Source organism: Microbacterium sp. NPDC028030 (assembly GCF_040637855.1).
GTDB lineage: Bacteria > Actinomycetota > Actinomycetes > Actinomycetales > Microbacteriaceae > Microbacterium.
This window is the reverse complement of record NZ_JBEZXF010000002.1, coordinates 176,089-200,843: the sequence shown is the minus strand read 5'-3', so window position 1 is coordinate 200,843 and position 24,755 is coordinate 176,089. Positions and strand designations below refer to the sequence as shown.

Annotated in this window: 26 protein-coding genes and 1 tRNA gene; 6 read left to right on the top strand and 21 right to left on the bottom strand. The window is 67.9% G+C overall.

Annotated elements, in window-relative coordinates; translation table 11 throughout:
• Positions 1–44 precede the first annotated feature (44 nt).
• Positions 45–1,070, top strand: coding sequence for a DUF2804 domain-containing protein (locus tag AB0E56_RS09790; protein WP_359798530.1), 1,026 nt, complete (start codon positions 45–47; stop codon positions 1,068–1,070).
• Here AB0E56_RS09790 and AB0E56_RS09785 read toward each other — a convergent pair.
• Positions 1,057–2,142, bottom strand: a complete 1,086-nt coding sequence (locus AB0E56_RS09785; RefSeq protein WP_359798529.1) for an NAD(P)-binding domain-containing protein — start codon at positions 2,140–2,142, stop codon at positions 1,057–1,059. The genes AB0E56_RS09790 and AB0E56_RS09785 overlap by 14 nt on opposite strands.
• A 135-nt stretch (positions 2,143–2,277) precedes the next feature.
• Here AB0E56_RS09785 and AB0E56_RS09780 point away from each other — a divergent pair.
• Together AB0E56_RS09780 and AB0E56_RS09775 are read left to right on the top strand one after the other, a co-directional pair.
• A tRNA-Ala gene (locus AB0E56_RS09780) sits at positions 2,278–2,350 on the top strand.
• 192 nt (positions 2,351–2,542) lie between these two features.
• Positions 2,543–2,719, top strand: a complete 177-nt coding sequence (locus AB0E56_RS09775) for a hypothetical protein (RefSeq protein WP_359798527.1) — start codon at positions 2,543–2,545, stop codon at positions 2,717–2,719.
• Between the two features lie 29 nt (positions 2,720–2,748).
• Here AB0E56_RS09775 and AB0E56_RS09770 read toward each other — a convergent pair whose 3' ends face one another.
• The 9 genes from AB0E56_RS09770 to AB0E56_RS09730 form a co-directional block, all read right to left on the bottom strand.
• Positions 2,749–3,111 (bottom strand): cupin domain-containing protein, encoded by a 363-nt coding sequence (locus AB0E56_RS09770; RefSeq protein WP_359798525.1) that lies wholly within the window; start codon positions 3,109–3,111, stop codon positions 2,749–2,751.
• A 125-nt stretch (positions 3,112–3,236) separates the two neighbouring features.
• Positions 3,237–3,521: a hypothetical protein gene (locus AB0E56_RS09765; RefSeq protein WP_359798523.1), complete on the bottom strand. Its 285-nt coding sequence runs from the start codon at positions 3,519–3,521 to the stop codon at positions 3,237–3,239.
• 107 nt (positions 3,522–3,628) lie between these two features.
• Positions 3,629–4,714, bottom strand: coding sequence for an Lrp/AsnC family transcriptional regulator (locus tag AB0E56_RS09760; protein ID WP_359798521.1), 1,086 nt, complete (start codon positions 4,712–4,714; stop codon positions 3,629–3,631).
• Positions 4,660–5,559, bottom strand: coding sequence for an alpha/beta hydrolase (locus AB0E56_RS09755; protein ID WP_359798519.1), 900 nt, complete (start codon positions 5,557–5,559; stop codon positions 4,660–4,662). The genes AB0E56_RS09760 and AB0E56_RS09755 overlap by 55 nt, the downstream gene beginning before the upstream one ends.
• Before the next feature lie 29 nt (positions 5,560–5,588).
• Positions 5,589–6,767 carry a Xaa-Pro peptidase family protein gene (locus AB0E56_RS09750; RefSeq protein ID WP_359798517.1) on the bottom strand — a complete coding sequence of 393 codons (1,179 nt, stop codon included), beginning with the start codon at positions 6,765–6,767 and terminating at the stop codon, positions 5,589–5,591.
• A gap of 9 nt (positions 6,768–6,776) precedes the next feature.
• On the bottom strand, positions 6,777–7,676 hold the full coding sequence (locus AB0E56_RS09745; RefSeq protein ID WP_258566815.1) for an ABC transporter permease: 900 nt from the start codon (positions 7,674–7,676) through the stop codon (positions 6,777–6,779).
• On the bottom strand, positions 7,673–8,635 hold the full coding sequence (locus AB0E56_RS09740) for an ABC transporter permease (protein ID WP_183150221.1): 963 nt from the start codon (positions 8,633–8,635) through the stop codon (positions 7,673–7,675). The genes AB0E56_RS09745 and AB0E56_RS09740 overlap by 4 nt, the downstream gene beginning before the upstream one ends.
• Positions 8,636–8,667: 32 nt before the next feature.
• On the bottom strand, positions 8,668–10,287 hold the full coding sequence (locus tag AB0E56_RS09735) for an ABC transporter substrate-binding protein (RefSeq protein WP_359798515.1): 1,620 nt from the start codon (positions 10,285–10,287) through the stop codon (positions 8,668–8,670).
• Positions 10,287–11,492, bottom strand: a complete 1,206-nt coding sequence (locus tag AB0E56_RS09730) for a membrane dipeptidase (RefSeq protein WP_359798513.1) — start codon at positions 11,490–11,492, stop codon at positions 10,287–10,289. Before AB0E56_RS09730 ends, AB0E56_RS09735 begins: the two co-directional genes overlap by 1 nt.
• 169 nt (positions 11,493–11,661) lie before the next feature.
• On the opposite strand from AB0E56_RS09730, the gene AB0E56_RS09725 reads away from it, so the two are divergent.
• Positions 11,662–13,317 carry an ABC transporter ATP-binding protein gene (locus AB0E56_RS09725; protein WP_359798512.1) on the top strand — a complete coding sequence of 552 codons (1,656 nt, stop codon included), beginning with the start codon at positions 11,662–11,664 and terminating at the stop codon, positions 13,315–13,317.
• 17 nt (positions 13,318–13,334) lie between these two features.
• Here the strand turns inward: AB0E56_RS09725 and AB0E56_RS09720 are convergent, their stop codons facing one another.
• The 10 genes from AB0E56_RS09720 to rplU all read right to left on the bottom strand — a co-directional run bounded on the left by AB0E56_RS09720 (position 13,335) and on the right by rplU (position 20,698).
• Positions 13,335–14,027, bottom strand: a complete 693-nt coding sequence (locus AB0E56_RS09720) for an SDR family oxidoreductase (protein ID WP_359798510.1) — start codon at positions 14,025–14,027, stop codon at positions 13,335–13,337.
• A 1-nt stretch (position 14,028) separates the two neighbouring features.
• Positions 14,029–14,409: a ribosome silencing factor gene (rsfS, locus tag AB0E56_RS09715; protein WP_359798508.1), complete on the bottom strand. Its 381-nt coding sequence runs from the start codon at positions 14,407–14,409 to the stop codon at positions 14,029–14,031.
• Complete coding sequence (locus AB0E56_RS09710; protein ID WP_359798506.1) at positions 14,409–15,569, bottom strand: hypothetical protein; 1,161 nt, start codon at positions 15,567–15,569, stop codon at positions 14,409–14,411. Before AB0E56_RS09710 ends, rsfS begins: the two co-directional genes overlap by 1 nt.
• The gene (gene nadD, locus AB0E56_RS09705; protein ID WP_105672039.1) at positions 15,566–16,171 is read right to left on the bottom strand and encodes a nicotinate-nucleotide adenylyltransferase; all 606 of its coding nucleotides are present in this window, start codon (positions 16,169–16,171) and stop codon (positions 15,566–15,568) included. The genes AB0E56_RS09710 and nadD overlap by 4 nt, the downstream gene beginning before the upstream one ends.
• Positions 16,172–16,177: 6 nt before the next feature.
• Positions 16,178–16,402, bottom strand: a complete 225-nt coding sequence (locus AB0E56_RS09700) for a hypothetical protein (protein ID WP_183150227.1) — start codon at positions 16,400–16,402, stop codon at positions 16,178–16,180.
• 64 nt (positions 16,403–16,466) lie between these two features.
• Positions 16,467–17,720 carry a glutamate-5-semialdehyde dehydrogenase gene (locus AB0E56_RS09695; protein ID WP_359798504.1) on the bottom strand — a complete coding sequence of 418 codons (1,254 nt, stop codon included), beginning with the start codon at positions 17,718–17,720 and terminating at the stop codon, positions 16,467–16,469.
• 9 nt (positions 17,721–17,729) lie between these two features.
• Positions 17,730–18,515 carry a glutamate 5-kinase gene (proB, locus tag AB0E56_RS09690; protein WP_359798502.1) on the bottom strand — a complete coding sequence of 262 codons (786 nt, stop codon included), beginning with the start codon at positions 18,513–18,515 and terminating at the stop codon, positions 17,730–17,732.
• Positions 18,512–20,011 carry a GTPase ObgE gene (obgE, locus tag AB0E56_RS09685; RefSeq protein ID WP_359798501.1) on the bottom strand — a complete coding sequence of 500 codons (1,500 nt, stop codon included), beginning with the start codon at positions 20,009–20,011 and terminating at the stop codon, positions 18,512–18,514. Before obgE ends, proB begins: the two co-directional genes overlap by 4 nt.
• Positions 20,012–20,113: 102 nt before the next feature.
• The gene (rpmA, locus tag AB0E56_RS09680; protein WP_017202370.1) at positions 20,114–20,371 is read right to left on the bottom strand and encodes a 50S ribosomal protein L27; all 258 of its coding nucleotides are present in this window, start codon (positions 20,369–20,371) and stop codon (positions 20,114–20,116) included.
• A gap of 18 nt (positions 20,372–20,389) precedes the next feature.
• Positions 20,390–20,698, bottom strand: a complete 309-nt coding sequence (gene rplU, locus AB0E56_RS09675) for a 50S ribosomal protein L21 (RefSeq protein ID WP_045258321.1) — start codon at positions 20,696–20,698, stop codon at positions 20,390–20,392.
• 247 nt (positions 20,699–20,945) lie between these two features.
• On the opposite strand from rplU, the gene AB0E56_RS09670 reads away from it, so the two are divergent.
• The gene (locus tag AB0E56_RS09670; protein ID WP_359798498.1) at positions 20,946–21,212 is read left to right on the top strand and encodes a DUF4031 domain-containing protein; all 267 of its coding nucleotides are present in this window, start codon (positions 20,946–20,948) and stop codon (positions 21,210–21,212) included.
• Here the strand turns inward: AB0E56_RS09670 and AB0E56_RS09665 are convergent.
• Positions 21,177–23,843 carry an Rne/Rng family ribonuclease gene (locus tag AB0E56_RS09665; protein ID WP_359798497.1) on the bottom strand — a complete coding sequence of 889 codons (2,667 nt, stop codon included), beginning with the start codon at positions 23,841–23,843 and terminating at the stop codon, positions 21,177–21,179. The two genes, AB0E56_RS09670 and AB0E56_RS09665, sit on opposite strands and share 36 nt — an antisense overlap.
• A 283-nt stretch (positions 23,844–24,126) precedes the next feature.
• Here AB0E56_RS09665 and AB0E56_RS09660 point away from each other — a divergent pair, with 283 nt between their 5' ends.
• A complete protein-coding gene (locus AB0E56_RS09660; protein WP_359798495.1) occupies positions 24,127–24,738 on the top strand; it encodes a vitamin K epoxide reductase family protein in 612 nt (203 codons plus the stop codon).
• Positions 24,739–24,755 lie beyond the last annotated feature (17 nt).

Genomic DNA, 24,755 nt, shown 5'->3' with positions numbered 1-24,755 from the left:
GGCTCAACGCCGACCCGACACGGCGTCCCCCCGACACCAGGACGATGATGCCCACACCGTTGAACGAGCGCGAGATCACCGCGCCCGTCGCTCTCACCACCGCCTACGGAACGCTGAATCACGACGCGCTGGGCTGGTCGCGGACACCGTTGCATGACACGTCAGGGATCCCCGGACGTGGGCACTGGGGCCGCAACAAGCGGTGGGAGTACTGGAACGTCATGACGGTGTCCCACATCATCGCGTTCACGATCTCGTGCGTCGACTACATGGCGCTGCATGAGGTGTGGGTGCTGGACCGGGCGACCGGCGAGGAGATCGGGACGACGACGATCTCACCAGGAGGACGCAGCGCCACGCTGCCGCCGTCGCTCGGAGACGGCCCGGCCCGTGCACGCACCCGCCGGATCAGCCTCGACGTCGACGAGTCCTTCGACGGGACGCGCCTGCGCGGAACCACTCCTCGCGTGTCGTTCGACATGCTCGCGACCCGCCCGCCTGGGCACGAGTCCCTCGGCGTCGTGGTGCCGTGGCGACGCGGAGACGAGATCTCCCGGTTCCAGTACACCGTGAAGGATGTGGCGCGGCCGGTCGCCGGAACCGTCACGGTCGACGGCACCCCGCATGACGTGCCGCCGGGGAGCTGGGCGGTGCTCGACCACGGCCGCGGACGCTGGCCCTACCGCGTGCACTGGAACTGGGCGGCAGGCAGCGGCCTCGTCGACGGTCGCGTGATCGGCCTGCAGCTCGGCGCGAAGTGGACCGACGGTTCCGGCGCCACCGAGAACGCACTGCTCGTCGACGGCCACCTGTCGAAGATCAGCGAAGAGCTCGTCTGGGACTACGACCCGCAGGCCTTCCTGACACCGTGGCATGTGCACGGGACGAGCGCCGACCTCACCTTCACCCCGTTCTACGACAAGCGCTCGCGCACCGACGCCGTGGTCATCGCGAGCAGGACGGATCAGCTGTTCGGCGTGTGGTCGGGGTGGGTGACCGACGACACCGGGGCCCGCGTGCGCGTCGACGGCATCGAGGGATTCGCGGAGGAGGTGCTCAACCGCTGGTGACGGCCCCGGCGGCGACCGTCGCAGCTGCGGACCGCAATGCCCGCTGCGCGCCCTTCGCCGCCGAGCGCCCCGCGCGGTTGGCGCCGATCGTGCTCGCCGAGGGTCCGTACCCCACGAGCTGCACCCGCGGGTCCGCGACGGCGGTCGTGCCGCGGCCATTCCTGTCGAGTTGGATGCCGCCCGCCGCGCTGCGCAGATGCAAGGGCGCCAGGTGACTGATCGCCGGCCGGAAGCCCGTCGCCCACAGGATCACATCGACGCGCTCGAAGCTCCCGTCGGCCCACCGCACGCCATCGGGTTCGATGCGCTGGAACATCGGCCGCCGAGCGGCGTAGGCGCCGAGGCGCTCGGCTTCGCGCTCCTGCGGACGCAGCATGAGCCCGGTGACGCTGACCACGCTCTCGGGCGGGAGCCCTGCGGCGACACGCTTCTCGACGAGCGCCACGGCCGCCGCCCCGGCCTCGGGGGTGAAGTCGTCGTCCCGCCACACGGGCTCGCGGCGGGTGACCCAGAGCGTCTCGGTGAGCGGCGCGAGCGCGCCGAGGAACTGCACGGCCGAGGCTCCGCCTCCGACGACGAGCACCCGCTTGCCGACGAAGTGCTCCGGCCCCGGGTAGTCCACGGTGTGCAGCTGCTCGCCCAGGAACGTCTCCATCCCTGGGAAGTGCGGCAGGAACGGATGCGACCACGTTCCGGTGGCGTTCACGAGCGTGCGCGTCGTCCACTCCCCCTCGTGCGCGCGCACCACGAGCACTCCCCCCTGGTCCTCGACCCGTTCGACGTGCACCGGACGCAGCACGGGGAGCGCATGCGCGCGCTCGTAGGCGGCGAAGTACGCGGGGACGGCCGCGTTCGCACGTGCGGCGTCTCGCGGCGGAGGACTGTCGCCCGGCAGCTCTGCGACGCCGTGCACGTCCTGCATCGTGAGCGCGTCCCACCGATGCTGCCACGCCCCGCCCGGACGCTCGTTCGCGTCCAGCACCACATGCGAGATGCCGAGTCGGGCGAGGTGGAACGACGCCGAGAGACCGGCCTGCCCTGCGCCGATCACCAGACTGTCGAGGATGCTCACGATGAACAGAACGCCCAGAAGGTCGGGGATGTTCCGGCGGCGACGACACTCCCGGGCGCTCCGCCCCGATTGGTGCTCGCGCGGAGTCGTGTAGTACTCTTTTCAAGTTGCTCCGGCTCGTTCGGAGTGGTGTCTGGGCCTGTGGCGCAGCTGGTAGCGCACCTGCATGGCATGCAGGGGGTCAGGGGTTCGAGTCCCCTCAGGTCCACCGAGAAGCCCCCGGATATCCGGGGGCTTTCTTCGTTTCCGGATCGGATTCGTCGCTGGCGAACGTCGCCGCGTACCTGGAGCCGTGACGACCGAGGTGCTGCGTCTACCGCGCTCCATGGCGCGCGTCAACCCGATCGCGTCCGCACCACGGGCGACCTAGCGTGAGGGCATCCGACGAAAGGAAGCGCTCATGTCGAATCCCATCATCCCTCCCGTGCCCCCGGTGCCCGCTGGTGACGACGACGATGTGCCCACCCGAGAAGTGGACGGGGAGCGCGTTCTCGATCAGGACGTCGACGATGCTCTGATCGACAGCGCCGAGGCCGACCGTGTCGCCGCCGGAGACGACGAGGACGCGGGCGTCTGAGCATCACGTCCGAGCGTCAGGTCCGCGCGTCAGGAGAGTTCGCGCAGATCCGACGTCATGTCGCCACCTGCGTCGCCCGTGTTGACCGTGCCCTTCGGCTCGAACAGGATCGCGTGGACCTCCTCGGCTGCTTTCGGACAGTGCTCGACGCCGCGAGGGACCACGAACACGTCGCTCGGTCCGAGGACGACATCGCGATCGCGGAGCTGGATGGTCAGCTGCCCGCTCACCACCATGAACATCTCATCGGTGTCGGGGTGCGTGTGCCAGACGAACTCGCCCTGAAGCTTGACGACCTTGACGTCGTAGTCGTTGATGCTCGTGAGCCGATGCGGCTGCCAGTGCTCGGTGATCGTGGAAAGGGCCTCGTGCACGTTGCGGACGTCGTCCATGCACCCGAGCCTATCCGGGGTGTGCCGCTCGACCTTCGGCGCTGACGCCGAGCGGACGAACACGAAAAGCGCGCCTCCTCGACGATCGAGGAGGCGCGCTTCTGCCGTAGGGTCTCGCGCGACCGCTAGGTGGTGGCGAGCGGCGGACGGTGGGCGATCGAGATCGGGCGCGTCGCCCTGCTCGTCCCCCGCATCCTCTCCACGTCTTCGAGCACCTCGAAGACGGTCCCGTAACGGCTTGCGAGCGGAAGGTCGCGCAACCAGGTCACCTCGACCTCGGTCTCGGCGAGCTCGTACACGCAGGCGACCACGTGCCGCGGATCGTTGGGTGCGTAACGAAGATCGTTGATCACCCATTCCGAAGCGGTGATGCGGTTCAAGATGAACCGCGGATCCGGAAGTTCAGACATCTGGGGGCCCTCCAGGACTCTCTCTTCCCTAAGAGTGCGGCCCTGATGGTGGCTGGGGAAGCCCCTTGACACCGCGCGCCGAGGATGCGGTGGGCGGAAGATCGTCGCTACGAGACGGATTCGACGCCGCCGGCGGACGCGACCTGCGCACGCCACCACGGCGTCTCGATGAACCCGCGCTTCATGAAGACCAGCTCCATCGCCGCGTTCCACCCGCGGACGCCCTTGAGATGCGCGATCGTCCCGGTGAGGAAGTCGTGCAGCGTCTCGGTGCTCGGCAGGATGATCTCGCAGTACAGCGAGTTCTCCTCCAGAGCAGCCGCGAGGAATCGGACCGACACGTGGTGCGCGAGCGTCTGCGCCACCGCCGCGATCCGGGAGGGCTCGACCCGCAGGATGAGCAGCGTCTCCGCGCTCATCCCCAGTGCGGATGCCGGCACCATGGTCACGGTGGTCAGACAGCCCGCGTTGCGCATCCGCTCGTACCGGCGACGAACGCTGCTCTCGTTCATGTCGAGCGTGTCGCCGATGGACTGGAACGACGCCCTGCCGTTGTGGCGCAGTTCTTCGACGATCGCCCGGTCGGCGTCGTCGAAGTGCGTCGGATCGCACGTGTTGGGCGCCGGCATGTACGACTGCGGGTCGGTTGTCGCCTCGGCATGCGCGTCATAGAGCTGCCGCCCCCAGTCGAAGCTCACCTTGTAGGTGTGCACCACGAGGTCGCTGCGCCAGCGCTCGACTCCCGGTATGGCCTGCAGGTCGGTGAGGACGTGCGCGTACGTCGCGGAGTCGCCGGGGATCACGACCTCGGCGAAGACGTCGAACTTCCCGGTGACCAGGGTCACGAATCGCACGTACGGCGACCCGATCAGCGCCTGTGCGACGCCCAACTGCGACCCGGGGGTGCAGTTGATCCGCACGAAGAACGTCTCCACGTGGCCCTCGCTGCCGAGCGTCGGCACGATCCCGACCCGCACGAGTCCCTCGGCGAGCAGCTGCTGACCGCGGCGCGTGACGGTGGACACGGGGGCACCGGCGAACTCGGCGATCGAGGTCCAGCTCGCGCGTCCGTCCTGCTGCAACGCGACGACGATCCGACGATCGAGGTCGCTCACTTCTCTCGTCAGGTGGATGCCGCTCATCGGGTCGGCGGGTACACCCGGTGCAGGAACGTGCGCACCGTCTTCGTCCACGCCTCTGCCTCCTCGATCTGCGGGGAGTGCCCCGATTTCTCGAACACCACCATCTCGGAGTCCGGGATGAGATCGGCGATCGTCTGGCTACACGATACTGGCGTGATCCAGTCCGTCCGCCCCACCGTGATGAGTGTCGGCACACCGATCTCGGGCAGTCGCGGCTTGAGGTCGTAGTTCGGGAGGTTGACGGAGAAGGCGTAGTTGTGGGCGCGGTATCGGTACGGCGTCGCCTGCACCTTCCGCTCCACGGCCTCCGGGTCGTAGACGAAGTCGTACAGCGGCAGGATCTCCCGCCAGCAGTCCTTGAGATCCTCGTCATCGCGGACCTGACCGACGTCGATGCGATCGAACTTCTCCATGTCGATCGTCACGCGGTCGGAGGCCAGGGCGTTCTCGCGCGCCAGGTGGGCGTTGGAGTTGTCGGGAGACGTGTCCCGCAGCACCATCGCTGCCACGCGGTCCGGATACCGCAGCGCGTATTCCATCGCCATGAAGCCGCCGTACGAGCCGCCGGCGATCGCGATCCGGTCGGCGCCGATCCACTCGCGCAGACCGTCGATGTCGGCGGCCCACTGCTCGTGGCTGTAGGTGCCTTCACCCTCGCTCTGACCGCTCCCGCGAGCGTCGAACACCACGACGCGGTACTCGTCGGCGAGGCGCCCGAAGCTGGCCCGGGGTTCCGCACGAGAGCCGAGCCCCGGTGCGCCGTGGTGCGTGATGATGACGGGCGCGCCCTCAGGGCCGAGCACCTCGACGGCGAGATGGTTGCCGTTGATCTCAACCCACTCGTGGGCGCTGGTCGCAGCGGCGAACTCCGGGGATACGGGCGGGGTGGATGTCATGTCGTGGTCTCTCTCTCGGTTCCGGGGCGTCAGAGCGCGATGATGCAGTCGTCGAGGCTGCGGGGGAAGGCGGTCAGGGGCTCGGCACCTGTGGCGGTCACGAGCATGCTGTCGCTGATGCGGTACCCCGCATGGCCGGGGACGTAGATGCCCGGCTCGTTGGAGACGACCATGCCCTCCTGCAGCAGCGTGGCGTCGCCGTCTTCGAGCCACGGGGCCTCGTGCATGCCGAGTCCGATGCCGTGCCCCTGGCGATGGCGGATGAACTCGCCGAGCCCCGCGTCGCGGATCACGTCGAGGCAGAGCCGGTTCGCCTCGCGGCACTCCAGCCCGGCGCGGATGGTCTCGCGTCCGCGCAGCTGTGCCGCGTGGATCGTGTCGTGATAGCGCCGCTGCTCGGCGGTCGGCTCTCCGAGCACGAAGGTCCGCTCGCCCTCGATGAACCTGCCGCCGATCGCGCACCCGAGGGAGAGCATGAAGGTGTCGCCCGCCTTGAGTCGGTTCACCGACGGTAGTCCATGCGGGAACGCGGAGTTCGCGCCCGAGTACACGAGGCCGCCCGCCAGCAGCGAGGCCACAACCACGTTGCGGTGCTCGGCGTACATGATGCGGGTGCCGGTCGCGGTGACGTGGCGCTCGAGCTCGGCCTCGGTGGGGAGCTCTCCCCCGGCGGCGACAGCCTCGGCCACCAGCTGCACACCGGCGTCCAGCATCCGATCCGTGACGCGTGCCGCCTCGCGGTGCAGAGCCACCTCCTCGGGGAACTTCACATAGCGGATCCGAGTGATCAGGTCGGATGGGACCAGCGCGGCCTGCCCCATCGCCGCCTGCGCCGCGGACAGGCGCTGGTACGGCATCGTCGATGCGAAGCCGACCCGCCCGCGCGGCGTCACCGCCCCGGCGAGCACCTCGAACGGCGCGACCACGCCCGGGTACTCGAAGAAGGCGACGAGCTCGGCCCTGGCGGACTGCGAGTCCGCGTACTCCCGCTCCAGCTCCGGCAGGAGCATCACGATGCGGCCGGTGGCCTCGATCCAGATCGCCACCGGACGCTCCGACGGGTGGTGGAAGAAGCCGGTGAGGTACGCGATGTCCTCCGGATGGTCGGTGAGGAAGGCATCGAACCCCTCCTCCGCCATCTGCGCACGCACGCGCGCCTGCACGCGGTCGAAGAACTCGGGCGCGAGCCGTTGGTCGAAATCGGCCATCTCATGCTCCTATCGGGCGAGGTGACGCGGATTGCGCGCGTCGTTGTAGGCGATCGAGAGAAGGGTCGCGGAGAGCACCAGGATGAGGATCGCGATGGAGGGGAAGAGTGTCAGCCACCACGCGCTCACCATCGCACCGGCCTGCTGGGCCTCGTACAGGATGCGTCCCCAGGACCAGGTCGTCGGGTCGCCGAGGCCGAGGAAGGCGAGTCCTGCTGCCGAGAGCACGGCCCGCGACGCGGTCACGACCACGGACACCACGACCACCGGAGTCACTGCCGGAAGCACGTGCCTGGTGATGATCCACACCGGGGAGGTCGTCATCAACCGCGAGGCGTCGACGTAGGGAAGGCCGACCACGGTCAGGGCCTGCGACCGGACGAGGCGCGTGACCTCGGGCCAGGAGAACGCCGCGACCACGAAGATGATCGTCGAGGTGCTCGGCCCGACCAGGGCGGCGATCAGGATCATCAGCGGCAGCACCGGCAGCGAGAGCGTCATGTCGACGATCACGCTGATGACGCTGTCGAGTCGGCGGAAGTAGGCGCCGAGCACAGCGATGATCGTGCCGAACACGATCGCGATCACGGATGCGGCGACCGCGACGAGCACGCTCTGCTGCGTTCCCCAGATCACCTCGGAGAACACGTCGCGGCCGAGCGCATCGGTGCCGAACCAGTGGTCGCCGCTCGGCGGACGCAGCACGTCCGGACCGTAGCTGGCCGGGTACGGGGCGATCAGGGGTGCGGCCAGGGCGACGATCACGAGCAGGACGAGGAGCCCGAGGGAGATCATGCCGAGCGGGTCGCGGCGGAACGCGCGCCAGGTGTGGGCGCTCGCCCGCTCGCTCCCCGCGGCGGTCGGCTCACTCGGCGCGAGGGTCTCTGAGGAGGGCATCGGAGCGGTCATGAGGTCTTCACTCTCGGGTCCAGGTAGCCGTAGATGATGTCGGTGATCGTGTTCGCCACGACCACCGTGACGGCGAGCATGAGGAACGCTCCCTGCAGGACGGGGAAGTCGAGCTGGGTGACGGCCTCGTAGATGCCGCGGCCGATCCCGGGATAGGCGAACACCGTCTCGGTGAGCACGGCGCCGCCGACCAGGAATCCGAGTTGCAGACCGATCAGCGTCGTCGTCGGCAGCAGGGCGTTGCGCAGCGCGTGCTTCCAGAGGATGCGACCGCCGCGGATGCCGTTGGCCTTCGCCAGGAGGATGTAGTCCTCACCGAGTGTCTCGATCAACGTCGAGCGCATCGTGAGCACGTACGAGCCGACCTGGATGAGCATCAGCGACACGGCGGGCAGCACGAGGTGCTGCGCGACGCTGAGGTACCACTCGAAGCCGTAGGTGTTGTTGGTGTACGCCCCGCCGATCGGGAACCAGCCGAGGTTCAGGCCGAAGACGAACAGGAGCAGGATCGCGACGCTGGGGACGAACAGCGACTGCCCCGTCACGCCGACGACCTGCACCGCCCTGTCGATGAAGCGTCCCTTGTGCGAGGCGGCCGCGACCCCGAGCGGGACGCCGATGACGATCGTGAGCACCAGGGCGGTGATCGTCAGCAGCAGGGTCCACGGCAGCCGCTGCAGCAGGACATCGGTGACCGGGATCGACTGGGTGAACGAGATCCCCATGTTGCCCTGCAGCAGTTGCCACATGTACAGGCCGTACTGCACGATCAGGGGCTGGTCCAGCCCGTACTGCTCGAGGATGGTCGCCCGGATGTCGTCCGTCATGTTCGGGCTCGCCAGCGCCAGGGCCGGATCGCCGGGGAGCAGTCGCAGGAGCAGGAACGTCACGGTCACGGCGAACCAGATCGTGAGCAGACCTCTCCCTGCGCGACGGAGTATGAACGATGCTCGGGACACCCGGGCGACCTTCCTCGAGAGTGCGGTGGTGGTTACTCGACCGGGTGCGCGCTCGCGAGCGAGAGCGGGTTCACGATCGAGAGCAGTTCACTCGGCTTCGAGATGAAGCCGGCCCATTCGTCGCTGGCCGCGAAGAACAGGTTCTGCGTGTACATGATGTTGTCGTAGACCTGCTCGTGGACGATCTTGTTCGCCTCGCGCATGATCGAGATCTTCTCGTCCTCGTCGAACGTGACCATGCCCTCTTCGATCAGGGCGTTCAGGTCGGCGTCGTCCACGTGGGTGTAGTTGATCGCGCCGCCCGGCAGGTACGACAGGGCGAAGTTCGTCACCGGGTCGTCCATGATGGCGAAGTTGCCGGCGTAGATGTCGTAGTCGCCCTCGTTGGTCATCGAGAGGTACGTGTTCCGCTCCGTGCCCTGCAGCTCGATCGTGATACCGGCCTCGGCCGCGCTGTCCTTGACCATCTGCGCCCACTGGCTCGTCACGCTGTCCTGCAGGGAGTAGATCAGCCGGAACGAGACCGGGAAGGTGCCGTCGGAACCGGCGGTGTAGCCGGCTTCCTCCATCAACGAGCGCGACTTCTCGGGATCGAACTCGTACTCGGTCACCGAGTCGTCGTAGTACTTGGCGAGCACCGGCATGAGCGCGCTGGACCCGGTCGAGACGGCCTGGCCCTGCAGCACGACCGTGCGGATCGCGTCATAGTCGACCGCATGGGCGAGCGCCTGACGCACCTCGGCCTTCGCGAGGTCGGGCTTGTCCATGTTGTAGACGAGGTGCGCGTAGCCGAGGCCGGGAGCCTCGATGACCTGGAGGCCGTCGGTGCTGCTGAGCTGCTCGACCTGTGCGGGTGGCAGGGCGTTCGCGATCACGTCGATCTCGCCGCTCTGCAGCGCCAGGATCTCGGTGTTCACGTCGGGGTACACGCGGTAGACGACCTCGGCCGGGCCGGGAACGCCGCCGTCGACGAGGGGGTAGTCCTCGACGCGCTCGAGCGTGTAGTGCTGGCCGACCTGGAAGTCGCTCATGATGAACGGTCCCATGCCCACCCAGCCGCCGTCGCTGCCGTCGTTCGCGAACTCGGCGATCGAGCCCTTCGGCTCGAACACGTGCTGAGGGACGACGACGCCCCAGAACCCGATCTCGTCGATGATGGACGAGTCGGGCTGCGTCAGGGTGAGCTCGACCCTGGTGTCGGAGACGGCGGTCGCGGTCTCGAGGTTGCCGAGCTGTCCGTAGAACGTGCCGGGGGCCTGATCGCGCTTGACCGCGTTCAGGGTCCAGGCCACGTCCTCGGCGGTCAACGGTTCGCCGTCGCTCCAGGTGAGGTCGTCGCGGATCTCGTAGAACCCGGTGGTGTCGTCGACGTAGCCCCAATCGGTCGCCACATGGGCTTCCTTGGTGCCGTCGTCGCTGATGCTCAGCAGATGCGGATACATCAGATTCGTGATCCACGAGTCCGTGCGGCTGTTGCCGAGCACCGGGTTGAAGTTGACGACATCCGTGGTGGTGCCGATGCTGAGCGTCTCATCGCTGGGACCGGTGGAGCCTGATGACTCCCCCGGTTCCGGCGCGGACGGGGCGCACGCGGCGAGACCGACGGCGAGAACCGTGGCCGCGCCGAGGGCGAGGAACTTGCTGTACTTCATCAGACCCAGACCTCCTCGAGTACGCGCATGGTGTTCCCTCCGACGACCGCGCGAATCTCGTCGTCGGAGTAGTCGTGCTTCACGAGCCAGCCGATGATGTTGTAGAAGGCCTCAGCCGGGTTCTCGATGCCGTCGACGTACGGCTGCTTCTCGTAGTCGACGTTGGCGTGCGCCTGTCCGAGCGACAGGTTCGAGGAGAACGCATCATGCAGACCGACATGGTCGCCAAACAGGGTGTCCGGGCCGAAGCTGACGTGCTCCAGACCCACCAGGTCGACGCAGTACTGGAAGTGGTCCATGACCGACTCCAGCGAGTGCTTCGGGTGCTGGGGCGAGATGGTCGTATGGGGAGCTGCCTCGATGCCGATCACCCCACCGCGCTTCGCGCACTCGATGATCGTCTCATCGGTCTTCATCCGGTTCGTCGGCCACAGCCCGCGGGCACCGGCGTGGGTGATGAACACCGGCTTGTTCGAATGCGCGATCACATCGAGACAGGTCTGGTCGCCGGAGTGCGAGATGTCGATGGCGATGCCGAGCTTGTTCATCCGCTCGACCGCGCGCTCGCCGAAGTAGGTGAGTCCGCCGTCGCCGCGCTCCTTGAGGCCGCCGCCGAGCATGTTGGCCTCGGAGTAGGCGATGCCCATCTGCCGCACGCCGAAGCCGTAGAGCACGTCGAGGCGGTCGACCTCGTTCTCGATCATGGTCGAGGCTTCGAGCGCGAAGATGTGCGCGACGCGACCGGTCTCTGCGGCGTGGCGGATGTCCTTGATCGACTCGGCCTTCATCACGAAGTCCTGATGCGCGAGGTCGGCCATGCGCACGCCGAGGTCGAACAGCACGTCCTGGTACTTCCAGCCGGCGTCGCTCGAGATGCAGCAGGTGCCGTCCATCCCGTTGTCGAACACGGCGGTCAGACCGGAGCGAGCGAGGCCCTGGTAGCCGGTGGGTTCCCGGCCCTGCCGGATGTGATCGCGGAGCTCTCCCATGTCTTCGGGGAACACCTGCACGTGCTCGTGCAGCGAGATCACGGTCTCTTCACGGAGCAGGCGCTCGGTGCGTTCCTGCTGCGCGTCGTTCAGGCCGAGGTCGTACGCCGGCACGCGGCCGATCTGCTTGGCGTAGCGGAACTCGCGGTAGTCCTTGCCAGCTTCGAGGTAGTCGTAAGCGGTGTAGCCGGTGTACCGGCCTGCTTCTTCGAGCACGGATGCGCTCCTTCGGTTCGATGATGCGGGTGCCACTCCCGATCGACGAGCGGGAGATTCCTCGAATCTGGAGGATTTCGGCGCAGAAGTCAACTGTCATGATTATCTTCGGCTGAAATGTTTCCTGTTCGAAACAATTCAGAACGCGGAAGCTGGCATGATGGCATCCATGGAGAACACTTCCGACACCCCGAACGCCGTCGTCCTGGACGTCGAGGGACTCACCGTCACCCTCACAGGCGATGGCCGTCGCAACCGCGTCGTCGACGGGATCGACATCGTCGTACGCCGAGGCGAGGTGTTCGCACTGCTGGGCGAGTCAGGGTCAGGCAAGTCGATGACAGCCCGCGCGATCATGGGCCTCATCGACGACGGAGACGTCGAGGCGACCACCATGGCACTCGGCGGAACGGACCTCCTCTCGCTCTCGCCGGAGCAGCACCGCCGCCTGCGTGGGGTGCAGGTGAGCCTGGTCATGCAGGACGCCCTCTCCGCGTTGAACCCGGTCCTCAGCATCGGCGACCAGATCATCGACCTCATCCGCGCTCACCGCGGCATCAGCCGGCGCGCCGCCGAGGAGCGTGCGGTCGAACTGCTCGGTCTCGTCGGCATCCCGACCCCCGACAAGCGCGTGCACGACTATCCGCACCAGTTCTCCGGCGGCCAGCGCCAGCGCATCCTGATCGCGATGGCGATCGCACTGGATCCCGATCTCATCATCGCGGATGAGCCGACGACCGCACTCGATGTGACGGTGCAGGCGCAGATCCTCGATCTGCTGCTGTCGCTCCGCGACCGCCTCGGCATGGGGATCCTGCTCATCACCCACGATCTGGGTGTCGTGATGGAGGTCGCGGACCAGGTCGCAGTCATGCGCACGGGTCGCATCGTCGAATCCGGCACGGCGGACGAAGTGCTCACCAAGCCGCAGCATCCCTACACGGTCCAGCTCCTGAACTCGATGCCACGCGACGTGAGCGCGGCGGCCGACGGCGACGGGTCGGCGCCGATCCTGGAGGGTCGCGGGCTCGAACGTACGTTCCGCTCGGGGAGCGGGCGACGCGCCCACCGGGTCGCCGCGGTCGCCGGGGTCGACCTCGAGCTCCGACAGGGAGAGATCCTCGCGATCGTCGGCGAGTCTGGCAGCGGGAAGTCGACGCTGGCCCGCATGCTGGTGGGTCTCGATTCACCGGATGCCGGCACGCTGCGCTATCGGGACCAGGACGTGACCCGCGGCCGTCTGCAGGACAGGAAGATCCTGCGGCGAGGGGTGCAGATGGTGTTCCAGGATCCGTACATGTCGCTCAACCCGCGCATGACCGTGCAGCAGATCGTCGCCGAACCCCTCGCGGCCACGCGCACAGGGTCCCCCGCAAGCCGGCGTGAGCGCGTCGCCGAACTGCTCGCGCTCGTCGGACTCACCCCCGAGATGGCCTCGCGCTTCCCCCACCAGTTCTCCGGCGGCCAGCGTCAGCGCATCGGCATCGCCAGGGCGCTCGCGCTCGACCCTGACGTCCTGGTGTGCGATGAACCCGTCTCCGCGCTGGATGTGTCCATCCGTGCGCAGATCATCGACCTGCTGTGCGACCTGCGCGAGCGACTGGGCATGTCGATCGTCTTCATCGCCCACGACCTGTCGCTCGTGCGGCACATCGCCGACCGGGTCGCGGTCATGTATCTCGGCGAGATGGTCGAGATCGGAGACACGGAAGAGGTCTACCGCCATCCGGAGCACCCCTACACGCGGTCGCTGCTGTCCGCCATCCCGCCGCAGACGCGCGCCGATCGCGGCATGCTGCAGCGTCGCACGCGTCTCACGGCCTGATGGGCGCTGCCCTCGCCTCAGTGAACGCCGGGACGAACCGACAGATCGGTGATCTGCGCGTCGCGCGGAAGGTCGAGTGCGGTGAGGATGGTCGTGGCGACGGACTCCGGCGTCATGAAACGATCGGCGTCGTAGTCGGCTCCCTCCTGGTGGTGCACGCGTTCCTGCATCGGCGTCGCCGTTCGTCCAGGGAAGATCGAGGTCACCCGCACGCAGTGCTCCGCCTCTTCCGCTCGTAGCGCGTCGGCGAGGGCTCTGAGACCGTGCTTGGACGCCGCATACGCCGACCAGCCGGCATTGGCCCGCAGCCCCGCACCCGAGTTCACGAACACCACGTGCCCCTGAGACACGCGCAGAACAGGAAGGAGGAGTCGCGTGAGCTCGGCGGGGGCGACGAGATTCACGGCGAGCTGCTGCTCCCAGAGGGAGGCGGGGAGGTCGGCGACATCGCCGAGGTCGACGACCCCGGCCACATGCACGAGCGAGTCGATGCGGTCGGGCAGGTTCTGCTTCGACAGCGCCCAGGAGAGCCGACCCGGCTGAGACAGATCCGCGACGACGACGGACGCCCCGGGAAGATCCTGCACGATCTGCTTCGCGCGTCCTGCGTCGCGGGCCAGGACCACCACGTCATCCCCGCGCTCCAGCAACCGCAGCGCGAGCACGGCGCCGATTCCGGAGCCCGCACCGGTGATCAGGTGCGTCGCCATGTCAGCTCGGGTCTGCGGCCGGCTCGGCGACGTCGATCGGAACGATCGGGCAGTCCTTCCACAGGCGCTCGAGCCCGTAGTAGACGCGCTCCTCCTGGTGGAAGACGTGCACGATCAGATCGCCGAAATCGAGCAGGACCCAGCGGGCTTCCGCGCGCCCTTCGCGGCGCACGCGCTTGTGGCCGGACTCGATCAGCCGGTCTTCGATCTCATCCGCGATCGCGGCGACGTTGCGCTCGCTGTTTCCGGTGACCAGCAGGAAGATGTCGACGAGCGGAAGGGGCTCCGACACGTTGAGTGCGACGAGATCCTCACCGCCCTTGTCGATCGCGGCTTGTGCTGCGAGGCGCAGCATCTCTTCGGCGGTTTCAGGTGATTGCATCAGAGCACATTCGTTGTGAAGGCGAAAATGAGAGCTACGCCCAAGGCGAGGGCGAGTCCTCCGGCGACGATCGCCAGGGTCAGCATGAGACGGTTGCCCTTCTCAGGGGCCGGGGGCCGGATGACTTCACCGGCGGGCTTGATGGTGCTGACGGCCGAGCTCGCGGCGATCGGCGTGGGTGAGGATGCCGGAGGCAGCTCACCGTCGATGAGGACTGCGTCGACGTCCTTGCCGTCGGTCGTGCCGAGGGCGTGCCCCTGCGAGCCCATGCCCTGCGGCAACTCGTAGGAGCCCGTGACCAGGATCTCACCGGTCGACGCGACCGGGCCGGACAACGATCCCTCACCCGGCGACGGAGTGAAGATCAGCGCGTTCGGAGCGGAGTGCTGTGACCCCGTGGAGTCGCCCACCGTGAGGAGATCGTCGAACGAGGGACGGAAAGGTGCGTGGGCGTCGGGTGCGTCCGCGAGGATCCCCTCGCCGAACGCCGAGTTGACCGTCGGACGGACGCCCGGGGTCTCCGTGTCGTCGTCGGTCTCGTCGACATCCGCGAGCACGTCGTCGTCGGGCGCGGTCTCGGAGTCGTCCGTGTCGAGTCCCAGCACGGCCTCGACATCGTGCGCGGTCTGAACCTGTTCGACGGGTGACTCTTCCGCCTCGAGCGGGACCGCACCGACCGAGTCGGCAGCGGCGGACGCGCTCACCGGGACGACGACGATCTCGTCATCGACGACATCGTCGTCATCGACGTCGGTGCGGGTGAAGTCCGGGATCCCCGAGACGATGTCGGCGGGCGCGACCACGGGCGACGGCGCGGCGGTGACGGATTCGGGGGCGGTCTCTTCGGCCGAGTCGTCCGCTTCTTCGGCGTCGGCTCCGATCACCGGCACGGACGCCGTGCGGACCTTCTCCTGCTCGCGCGCCTGCCGGCGGGTCAGCGGGGCGTCGCCGCGCGGGTCGGAGGCCACGGGCTCCGGTACCGGCGGTGCCGCGGTCGTGACGGGTTCGGCGGCGCGCGGCAGCGGCGGCGCGGGGACCGTCGCCTCGGCCGCTGCGGCTGCCTCTTCGCTGGAGATGACCGGTGTGGAACCCGTCAACCGGATCTCCCGCAGCTGCTTGCGGGTCAGCGGACCCTGCTCCTGCTGATCCGATGTGCTCATGCCTTGCTCCGATACAGATGATGCTTCGCGATGTACTGAACGACCCCATCAGGGACCAGATACCAGACCGGCTGATCGTCGCGAACGCGTTCACGGCAGTCCGTCGACGAGATCGACAGCGCCGGCACTTCCAGTTGGCTGACGTTGTCGCTCGGGAGGCCGTCTGTGCTCAGGACATGTCCTGGACGCGAGACCGCGACGAAGTGGGCCAACTCCCACAACTCATCATGGTCCCTCCAACTGAGAATTTGCGCTACGGCGTCCGCGCCGGTGATGAAGAACAGCTCCGCGTCCGGACGATCACGCTTCAGATCGCGCAAGGTGTCGATCGTGTAGGTGGGGCCCTCGCGGTCGATGTCGACGCGGCTCACGGTGAACTGCGGGTTCGACGCCGTCGCGATCACGGTCATCAGATAGCGGTGCTCGCTCGGCGAGACCCCCGACTTCTGCCAGGGATGCCCGGTCGGGACGAAGACCACCTCGTCGAGGCCGAACGAGTTCGCGACCTCGCTGGCTGCGACCAGGTGCCCATGGTGGATGGGGTCGAACGTTCCGCCCATCACGCCGATGCGCGGGGTGCGCGTGGTCGCAGCGTCGTTCATGGGGGCCTAGTGGCCGTGTCCCGCCTCGTGGCCGTCCTTGCCGTGCTTCGCGGCCCAGGCCTCGGCCTTCGCCGAGTGACGGTTCGCCACGTTCTTGTACGAGAACGTCACGAAGCCCAGCGCGGCGAACACGATCGCGGCGATGACCCCGAAGATCAGCGTCTCGAGCGCGACGTTGCCGTGGTGCTCGGTCTCGGCGGCGGCCATCGCGATCTGTGCGACGAGGTTCATCCTGGCTCCGTTTCGTGGCGTGCTGTGCGGGTCCTGTGGGGTACAGCGTCCCCCAGTCTAGCCCTCAGCCGCGGGTCTGCCCCGACCCACGCGCGAGCCATTTCGTGCTGGTCAGCTCGGCGAGCCCCATCGGTCCGCGAGCATGCAGCTTCTGCGTCGAGATACCGACCTCCGCACCGAAGCCGAACTCGCCCCCGTCGGTGAAGCGCGTGGACGCGTTGACCATCACGACGGCCGAGTCCACCTCCGCGAGGAACCGATCGGCATTGCGGGAATCGGTAGTGATGATCGACTCCGTGTGGCCGGTGCTGTAGTGGCGGATGTGGGCCATGGCCTCATCGAGCGATTCGACGACCTTGATCGCGATGTCGAGGCTCAGGTACTCGGTCTCCCAGTCCTCCTCGGTGGCGGGGATCACGTTCGACATGAGGCCGACGACCATGTCGTCGCCGTGGATGGCCACGCCTTCACTCTGCAGCGCGCTGGCCACCAGCGGGACGAGCCGCGGCGCTGCCTGGCGGTGCACGAGAACGGTCTCCACCGCGTTGCAGACGCTGGGACGCTGCACCTTCGCGTTCACGACGATGTCGCGCGCCCAGTCGTCCGGCGCCGTCTCGTCGAGGAAGATGTGGACGTTGCCCGCTCCGGTCTCGATGACCGGCACGGTCGACTCCGTGACGACCGTCTCGATGAGGCCGGCACTCCCCCGCGGGATCAGCACGTCGATGAAGCCACGACCGTGCATGAGCGCCTTCGCCCCATCACGACCGAAATCGTCGACCGTCTGGATCGCCTCGGCCGTGAGCCCTGCGCCCTCCACCGCCCGCCGCATCACGTCGACGAGCACGGTGTTCGAGTCCCGGGCTGCGCTCCCGCCGCGCAGCACGACCGCGTTGCCGGAACGCAGGGCCAGCGCGGCGATGTCGACAGTGACATTGGGGCGGGCCTCGTAGATCGCGCCGACGACGCCGAAGGGCACCCGCACCTGTTCGAGCGCCACGCCGTTGGGCATCCGGTGACCGCCGACAACGCGTCCCACCGGATCGGGCAGAGCCGCGACCTCTCGCACGGCAGCTGCCAACGCCTCGACGCGCTTCTCATCGAGCCGCAGCCGATCGATCAGGGACTCCCCGATACCGTCCTCCCGCCCACGCTCGATGTCACGACCATTCGCCTCGATGATGCGCGGCGCCGCATCCAGGAGGGCGAGGGCGATCGCCTCGAGGGCACGCGCCTTGTCGTCGCTGGTGAGAGCCGCGGTGGCTCGAGAGGCCTCTTTGGCGCGCTCGAGGCGCACCTGCGGGGTCTGGTCGGTCATCCGTCCAGTTTATGAGGTGGCGGGTTCGAACCAGGTCCCGATTTCGGCACCCGACAGCGCCTTGTCCACGAGATCGGCGCTCGTCACGAGCACACCGATGCCGGATGCCGCGGCCAGACGCGCGGCAGAGACCTTGGTCGCCGCTCCCCCGGTGCCGACGCTGTTGACGACCGTTGCTCCGAACTCGAGTCCGGTGAGGTCGGCGTCTGGTGCGACGATGTCGATCGGCTCTGCACCGGGGTCGGTCGGCGGCTTCGTGTACAACGCCTCGATGTCGCTCAAGAGGATGAGGGCGTCGGCCTCGATCAACTGAGCGACGAGCGCGCCGAGTCGATCGTTGTCACCGAAGCGGATCTCCTGCGTCGCGACCGTGTCGTTCTCGTTCACGATCGGGAGGGTGCGCAGACCCAGCAGTCGCTCCATGGCACGTCGGGCATTCGAACGCGATGTCGCGTTCTCGAGGTCGCCAGTCGTGAGGAGGACCTGTCCTGCGACGATGTCGAACGGACGGAGCGCCTCCTGATACCGGTACACGAGGATGTTCTGCCCCACGGCGGCGGCCGCCTGCTGCGTCGCCAAGTCGGTCGGACGAGCGTCGAGGCGCAGGAACGGGATGCCCGACGCGATCGCGCCGGACGAGACCAGCACGACCTCGGCGCCTCGGGCGTGCGCCGCGGCCAACGCCTCCACGATCACGGGGATACGCCACGACGAATCGCCGCTGATCGACGACGAGCCGACCTTCACGACGATGCGGGACGCGGTCGCGAGATCCGCGCGGGTACGTGCGGTCACTCGCCGTCCTCGCGGTAGGCGGCGAGACGCTGGGCCTCCACCTCGGCGCGCGCCTCCGCCTTGGCGTCCATGCGCTCGTAGTACTGCTCCCGGCGCTCCGACGTCGTCCGCCGCGCATTGGGCGCGAGGCGCGGGTCGGTCCCACGCGGCGCCGTCATCAGCTCCGCCGCGGAGGTCATGGTCGGCTCCCAGTCGAAGACGATGCTGTCGCCCTCACCGATCACGACGGTCGATCCCTGGACGGCACCGAGGCGGAAGAGCTCGTCCTCGACCCCCAGCTTCTCGAGACGATCCGCAAGATATCCCACGGCCTCCTCGTTCTGGAAGTCGGTCTGCTGCACCCAGCGCACCGGCTTCTCGCCGAGGATGCGGTACACGTTTCCGTACGTGCCGCCTTCGACGCGGATCGAGAACTCCTTCTTTGAACCGCGCGGGCGGATGACGACGCGCTCCGGCGGAGCCTCGACTGCAGCTTCGGCGCGGTGCTTCTCGACCAGCTCACCGAGGGCGAAGGTGAGCGGGCGGAGTCCCTCGTGCGAGACGGTGGAGATCTCGAACACCCGGAACCCGCGCGCCTCGAGCTCCGGCCGCACGAGTTCGGCGAGGTCGCGCGCCTCGGGGACGTCGACCTTGTTCAGGGCGATGAGCTGCGGGCGCTCCAGCAGCGGCGTCTGGCCTTCGGGCACCTCGTAGGCTCCGAGCTCGGCGAGGATCACGTCGAGGTCGGAGATCGGGTCGCGACCGGGCTCGAGCGTGGCGCAGTCGAGCACGTGCAGCAGCGCGGAGCAGCGTTCGACGTGGCGGAGGAACTCGAGACCGAGCCCCCTTCCCTCGCTCGCGCCCTCGATGAGGCCAGGCACATCGGCGACCGTGTAGCGGAAGTCGCCCTGCTGCACGACACCGAGGTTCGGGTGCAGGGTGGTGAACGGATAGTCGGCGATCTTCGGACGGGCCGCGGAGATCGCACCGATCAGGCTCGACTTGCCCGCTGACGGGTAACCGACGAGCGCGATGTCAGCGACGGTCTTCAGCTCGAGGACGACATCGCCCTCGTGTCCCGGCGTGCCGAGCAGCGCGAAGCCGGGAGCCTTGCGCTTCGGCGTGGCGAGGGCGGCATTGCCGAGTCCGCCCATGCCGCCCTTGGCGACGACGAAGCGCTCGCCGGGCACGATCATGTCGATGAGGACATCGCCTGCCGTGTTCTTCACCACGGTGCCGACGGGCACCGGAAGCTCGAGCGTCTCGCCGAGGAACCCCGAGCGGTGATCGCCCATACCGGGTCCGCCGTTGCCGGACGACCGGTGGGGCGAGTGGTGGTACGAGAGAAGGGTGCCGGTCTGCGTGTCGGCGACGAGCACGATGTCGCCGCCGTCACCGCCGTTGCCGCCATCCGGACCGCCGAGGGGCTTGAACTTCTCGCGGTGGACGGAGACGCAGCCGTTGCCGCCCTTACCCGCACGCAGGTGCAGTGTGACGGTGTCGACGAACGTGACCATGTGCGAGTTCCCCTGGATCCCTTGTGTGGTGAAGGTGTGCAGATACACGGACGGGGCGAGCCGAAGCCCGCCCCGAACCGGATGACTAGTGTCGCGCTGAGATCACTCAGCTGCAGCGACGATGTTGACGACCTTGCGGCCGCCCTTCGCGCCGAACTCGACCGCGCCCGCGGCCAGAGCGAACAGCGTGTCGTCGCCGCCACGGCCGACGTTCACGCCGGGGTGGAAGTGCGTGCCGCGCTGGCGGACGATGATCTCGCCGGCGAGAACCTGCTGACCGCCGAAGCGCTTCACGCCGAGGCGCTGTGCGTTGGAGTCACGACCGTTGCGGGTGGAGCTTGCGCCCTTTTTGTGTGCCATGTCCTGGTCTCCTCGGTCTTACTTGATGCCGGTGATCTTGACGCGCGTGAGCTCCTGGCGGTGGCCCTGACGCTTCTTGTAACCGGTCTTGTTCTTGTACTTCTGGATGATGATCTTCGGGCCGCGGAGGTTGCCGAGAACCTCTGCCGTGACCTTGACCTTCGCCAGCTTGTCAGCGTCGGTGGTCACCGTGGCGCCGTCGACGAGCAGCACAGCGGCAAGCTCAATCTTCTCGCCCTGGGCAGCCTGCACACGGTCGAGCTGAACGATCGTGCCGACCTCGACCTTCTCCTGCCGCCCACCGGCGCGCACTACTGCGTAAACCACTTCATACCTTGTTTCGTTGGGGAGCACTGCGGCTCCGAGAATGTCACGGGAAGACTGTTGCTTGCATGCGCCGCAGGGCGACGGGTGCGAACGCAAGGCTCTCCGCTCCGTCCGGCGAGGACGACGCGGCATACGCACCAAGGGACTACTTTACCGGAAGCGGGACGGTGTCGCAAAGCGGGCCGATTCCTGCACGTTCGCGCCCCGTACGCATCCTCCCCGACCGACGCGCGCATAGGCTGACGAGGTGACCGTACTCGTCGACGACCCCATCTGGCCCGCCCACGGACGCCTGTGGGCGCACCTGGTCAGCGACGACAGCATCGACGAGCTGCACGCCTTCGCGAGGGCGAACGACGTGCCCGCGCGAGCATTCGACCTCGACCACTACGACGTGCCGGAGGAGCTCATCCCCCGGCTCGTCGATGCTGGCGCCCATCAGGTGAAGGGCAAAGAGCTGGTGCGGCGCCTTATCGCCTCAGGACTCCGAGTCCGCGGTCGCGATCGGCGCTGAGGGCTCGGAGTTCACCGACACCGGAGTGCCCGTGAGCGCTGCCGTGCTCACCCGACGGCGCCCTCGTCCCTGACCAGGAGCCTTCGGCTCCGGAAGGGCGTCGAGAACCGAGTCGAGAAGCTGCTCGGCAGGAGACTTCGGCGCCTTCCGGTCACCGCCGCGCTTCTTGCGGGGCTTCTTCGGCCGATCCGTCGCCGCAGGCGCCTCACCCGCCGCGTCGGCCGGCTCGACCTCTGCTGCGCCTTCCGCCGCCGGAGCGATCGTGGACGCCGCGATCTGAGCCAACGCCGACTTCGCGCCCTCAGTGATGCTGTGGGTGACGTTCGGCGCCGCAGGCGCGTTCTGGCTCTGACCGTTGCCGCCGTTGCCGCCGCGCTGACGACGGCCGCCCTGGCCCCCGCCGTTGCCGTTGTTGCCGCCGTTGTTGCTCGAGCGGTGCTTCACGACCGGGTCATGGTGGACGATGACACCGCGGCCGGCACACACCTCGCAGGCCTCGCTGAAGGTCTCCAGCAGCCCCAGACCGAGCTTCTTGCGGGTCATCTGCACGAGGCCGAGCGAGGTGACCTCGGCGACCTGGTGCTTCGTCCGGTCGCGGCTCAGGCACTCGATCAGACGGCGCAGCACGAGGTCGCGGTTGGACTCGAGCACCATGTCGATGAAGTCGACCACGATGATGCCGCCGATGTCGCGCAGACGCAGCTGACGGACGATCTCTTCCGCGGCCTCGAGGTTGTTCTTGGTGACCGTCTCCTCGAGGTTTCCGCCGGAGCCGACGAACTTCCCGGTGTTGACGTCCACCACCGTCATGGCCTCGGTGCGGTCGATCACGAGCGATCCGCCCGACGGCAGCCACACCTTGCGGTCGAGAGCCTTCTCGATCTGCTCCGTGATGCGGAACGCATCGAACGGGTCGATCTCGTCCTCGTACGCCTCGACACGCTCGAGCAGATCGGGGGCGACGCTTTCCAGGTAGGCGCGGATGGTGTGCTGCGCATCTTCGCCCTGGATCAGCATCTTCGTGAAGTCCTCGTTGAAGACGTCGCGGACGATCTTGACGAGCAGGTCGGGCTCGGCGTGCAGGAGCGCAGGCGCCTGCTGATTCTCGACCTGCTTCTGGATGTGCTCCCACTGCGAGGTGAGACGCTGCACGTCGCGCGTGAGCTGGTCTTCGGTCGCGCCCTCTGCCGCGGTGCGCACGATCACGCCGGACGATTCAGGGAGAACCTCCTTGAGGATGCGCTTGAGCCGGGCACGCTCGTTGTCGGGGAGCTTGCGGCTGATGCCGTTCATCGACCCGCCCGGGACGTACACCAGGTAGCGGCCGGGAAGCGAGATCTGGCTGGTCAGACGAGCACCCTTGTGGCCGACCGGGTCCTTCGTGACCTGCACGAGCACACGATCGCCGGCCTTGAGGGCGAGCTCGATACGACGCGGCTGGTTGCCCGTCTCGACGCCATCCCAGTCCACCTCGCCCGAGTACAGGACGGCGTTGCGTCCACGGCCGATGTCGACGAACGCGGCCTCCATGCTCGGGAGCACGTTCTGCACGCGGCCGAGGTACACGTTGCCGATCAGCGAGGCATCCTGATTGCGAGCCACGTAGTGCTCGACGAGAACGCCGTCTTCGAGGACGCCGATCTGCGTGCGACCGTTCTTCGAGCGCACGACCATCTTGCGGTCGACCGACTCGCGACGAGCCAGGAACTCCGCCTCGGTGACGACCGGCCGGCGGCGTCCTGCGTCGCGCCCGTCGCGCCGACGCTGCTTCTTCGCTTCGAGCCGCGTCGAGCCCTTGATGGCCTTCGGCTCAGTGATGTACTCGACGACACGCTGGCGCTGGCGCGGCTCATCCCGCTGCTCATCGCCGTCGGATCCCCCGCGGCGACGACGTCCGCGACCCCGGGGCGCCGATTCCTCCTGCGGCTGCTCACGGTCGGCGATCCGATCGAAGATGCGCTCGCGTCCGGGACGTGCAGGAAGCGGCACGACCTCGGGCGCGTAGAAGTGCAGTTGCGTCGACACCTGCGAGACGAACACCTCGGGCAGCAGGCCCAGCGACACCGCGGTCACCGCAGCCGGCGCCTCGGGCGCGGCAGGAGCCTCGTCTTCCGCAGCAGGAGCGTCCTCGAAAGGAGCATCTTCCGTGGGAGCTTCCTGCGCGGGAGCTTCGTCGGCAGGAGCATCGTCGGCGGAAGCGCCATCGGCAGCCGCGGCGGCATCCTCCTCGACGATCGCCTCGGAGACCACCTCGGCATCCGCGTCCGAGAGGTTCTCGGGGCCGGCGCTGTCGGAGGGAGTCTCGGCGGCCTCGCGTTCGACCACCGCCTCTGCCGCGATCACCGCGGCGTCCTCGGCGGCGGCGTCGGCAGCTTCGTCGCCATCCGCTGCGGCAGCATCCACTGCGGCCTCGGCGTCGTCGGCCGCGGCCGCGGCATCCTCGGCAGCGGCGTAACCCGCGGCGACATCGTCGGCCGCGGCATCGGCGGCGACATCTGCGGCATCCGACAGCGCGGCACTCTCGTCCGCCGATGTGTCGGGCTCGGGAGCGGTGGACTCCGTCAGCGGCTCCGCGGCGTCAGCCGGGAAGTCGTGGGCGGGTACGTTGTTGTCATTGTTCTCATCGGCCATCTCTGGCTTACTCCCTGCACGGGGCACTGGGTGCTCCGTGAAATCTCATGCGGTACCCGCGGGTTCCGCGAACTCACTCGGTGTGCGACCGGCTCATGGCTCTGATCGCGTGGGGCATGGGGCCCCGAAGTCTGCGTCGACGCGTGTCGCGGCAAGGCCGTTCATCGCGTCACAGGCCATTATCGCACCAAGTCGTCGCGTTCATGGCATCCCGCCGCGACCAGCGCGTTTTGTCCGGCCTGTTCTCGCCGCATCCATAGCAGTCGCTGGGATAATCCACCGTATGAGCGAGCAGCGCACCCGCCCCGTCTTCTACGCCGTCTGGCTGATCTTCGCGAGCGTGGTGGGCTGGTTCGCCGCCTTCCAACTCACGGTCGAGAAGTTCGTCCTACTGACGAATCCGGGCGAGGCGCTCTCCTGCGACCTGAGCCCGTTCCTCCAGTGCAGCACCAACCTCCAGTCGTGGCAGGGATCGGTGTTCGGCTTCCCGAACCCGATCATCGGCCTCACCGGGTGGATGGCGCCGCTCGTCGTCGGCGTAGCAGTCTTGGCGGGCGCGCGCTTTCCGCGGTGGTTCTGGGCGGCCTTCGGGGCCGGCATCACGTTCGCCTTCGGCCTCGTGTGCTGGCTGATCGCGCAGAGCCTGTACGACCTCTTCGTCCTGTGCCCGTGGTGCATGGTCACTTGGGCGGTCACCATCCCCACCTTCTTCGCCACGATGGTCCATCTCACACGCAACGGCACGTTCACCCGCGATGAGCGAGTGCGGACCCGCGCCGACAAACTCATGCCCTGGGTGCCGCTGGCCACCGTCATCGCCTATGCGCTCATCATCTTCCTCGCACAGCTGCAGGGACTCGACTTCCTCGGCGAGATGGCTCGAATCCTCTTCTGATCCGCGCCTCGAGGCGA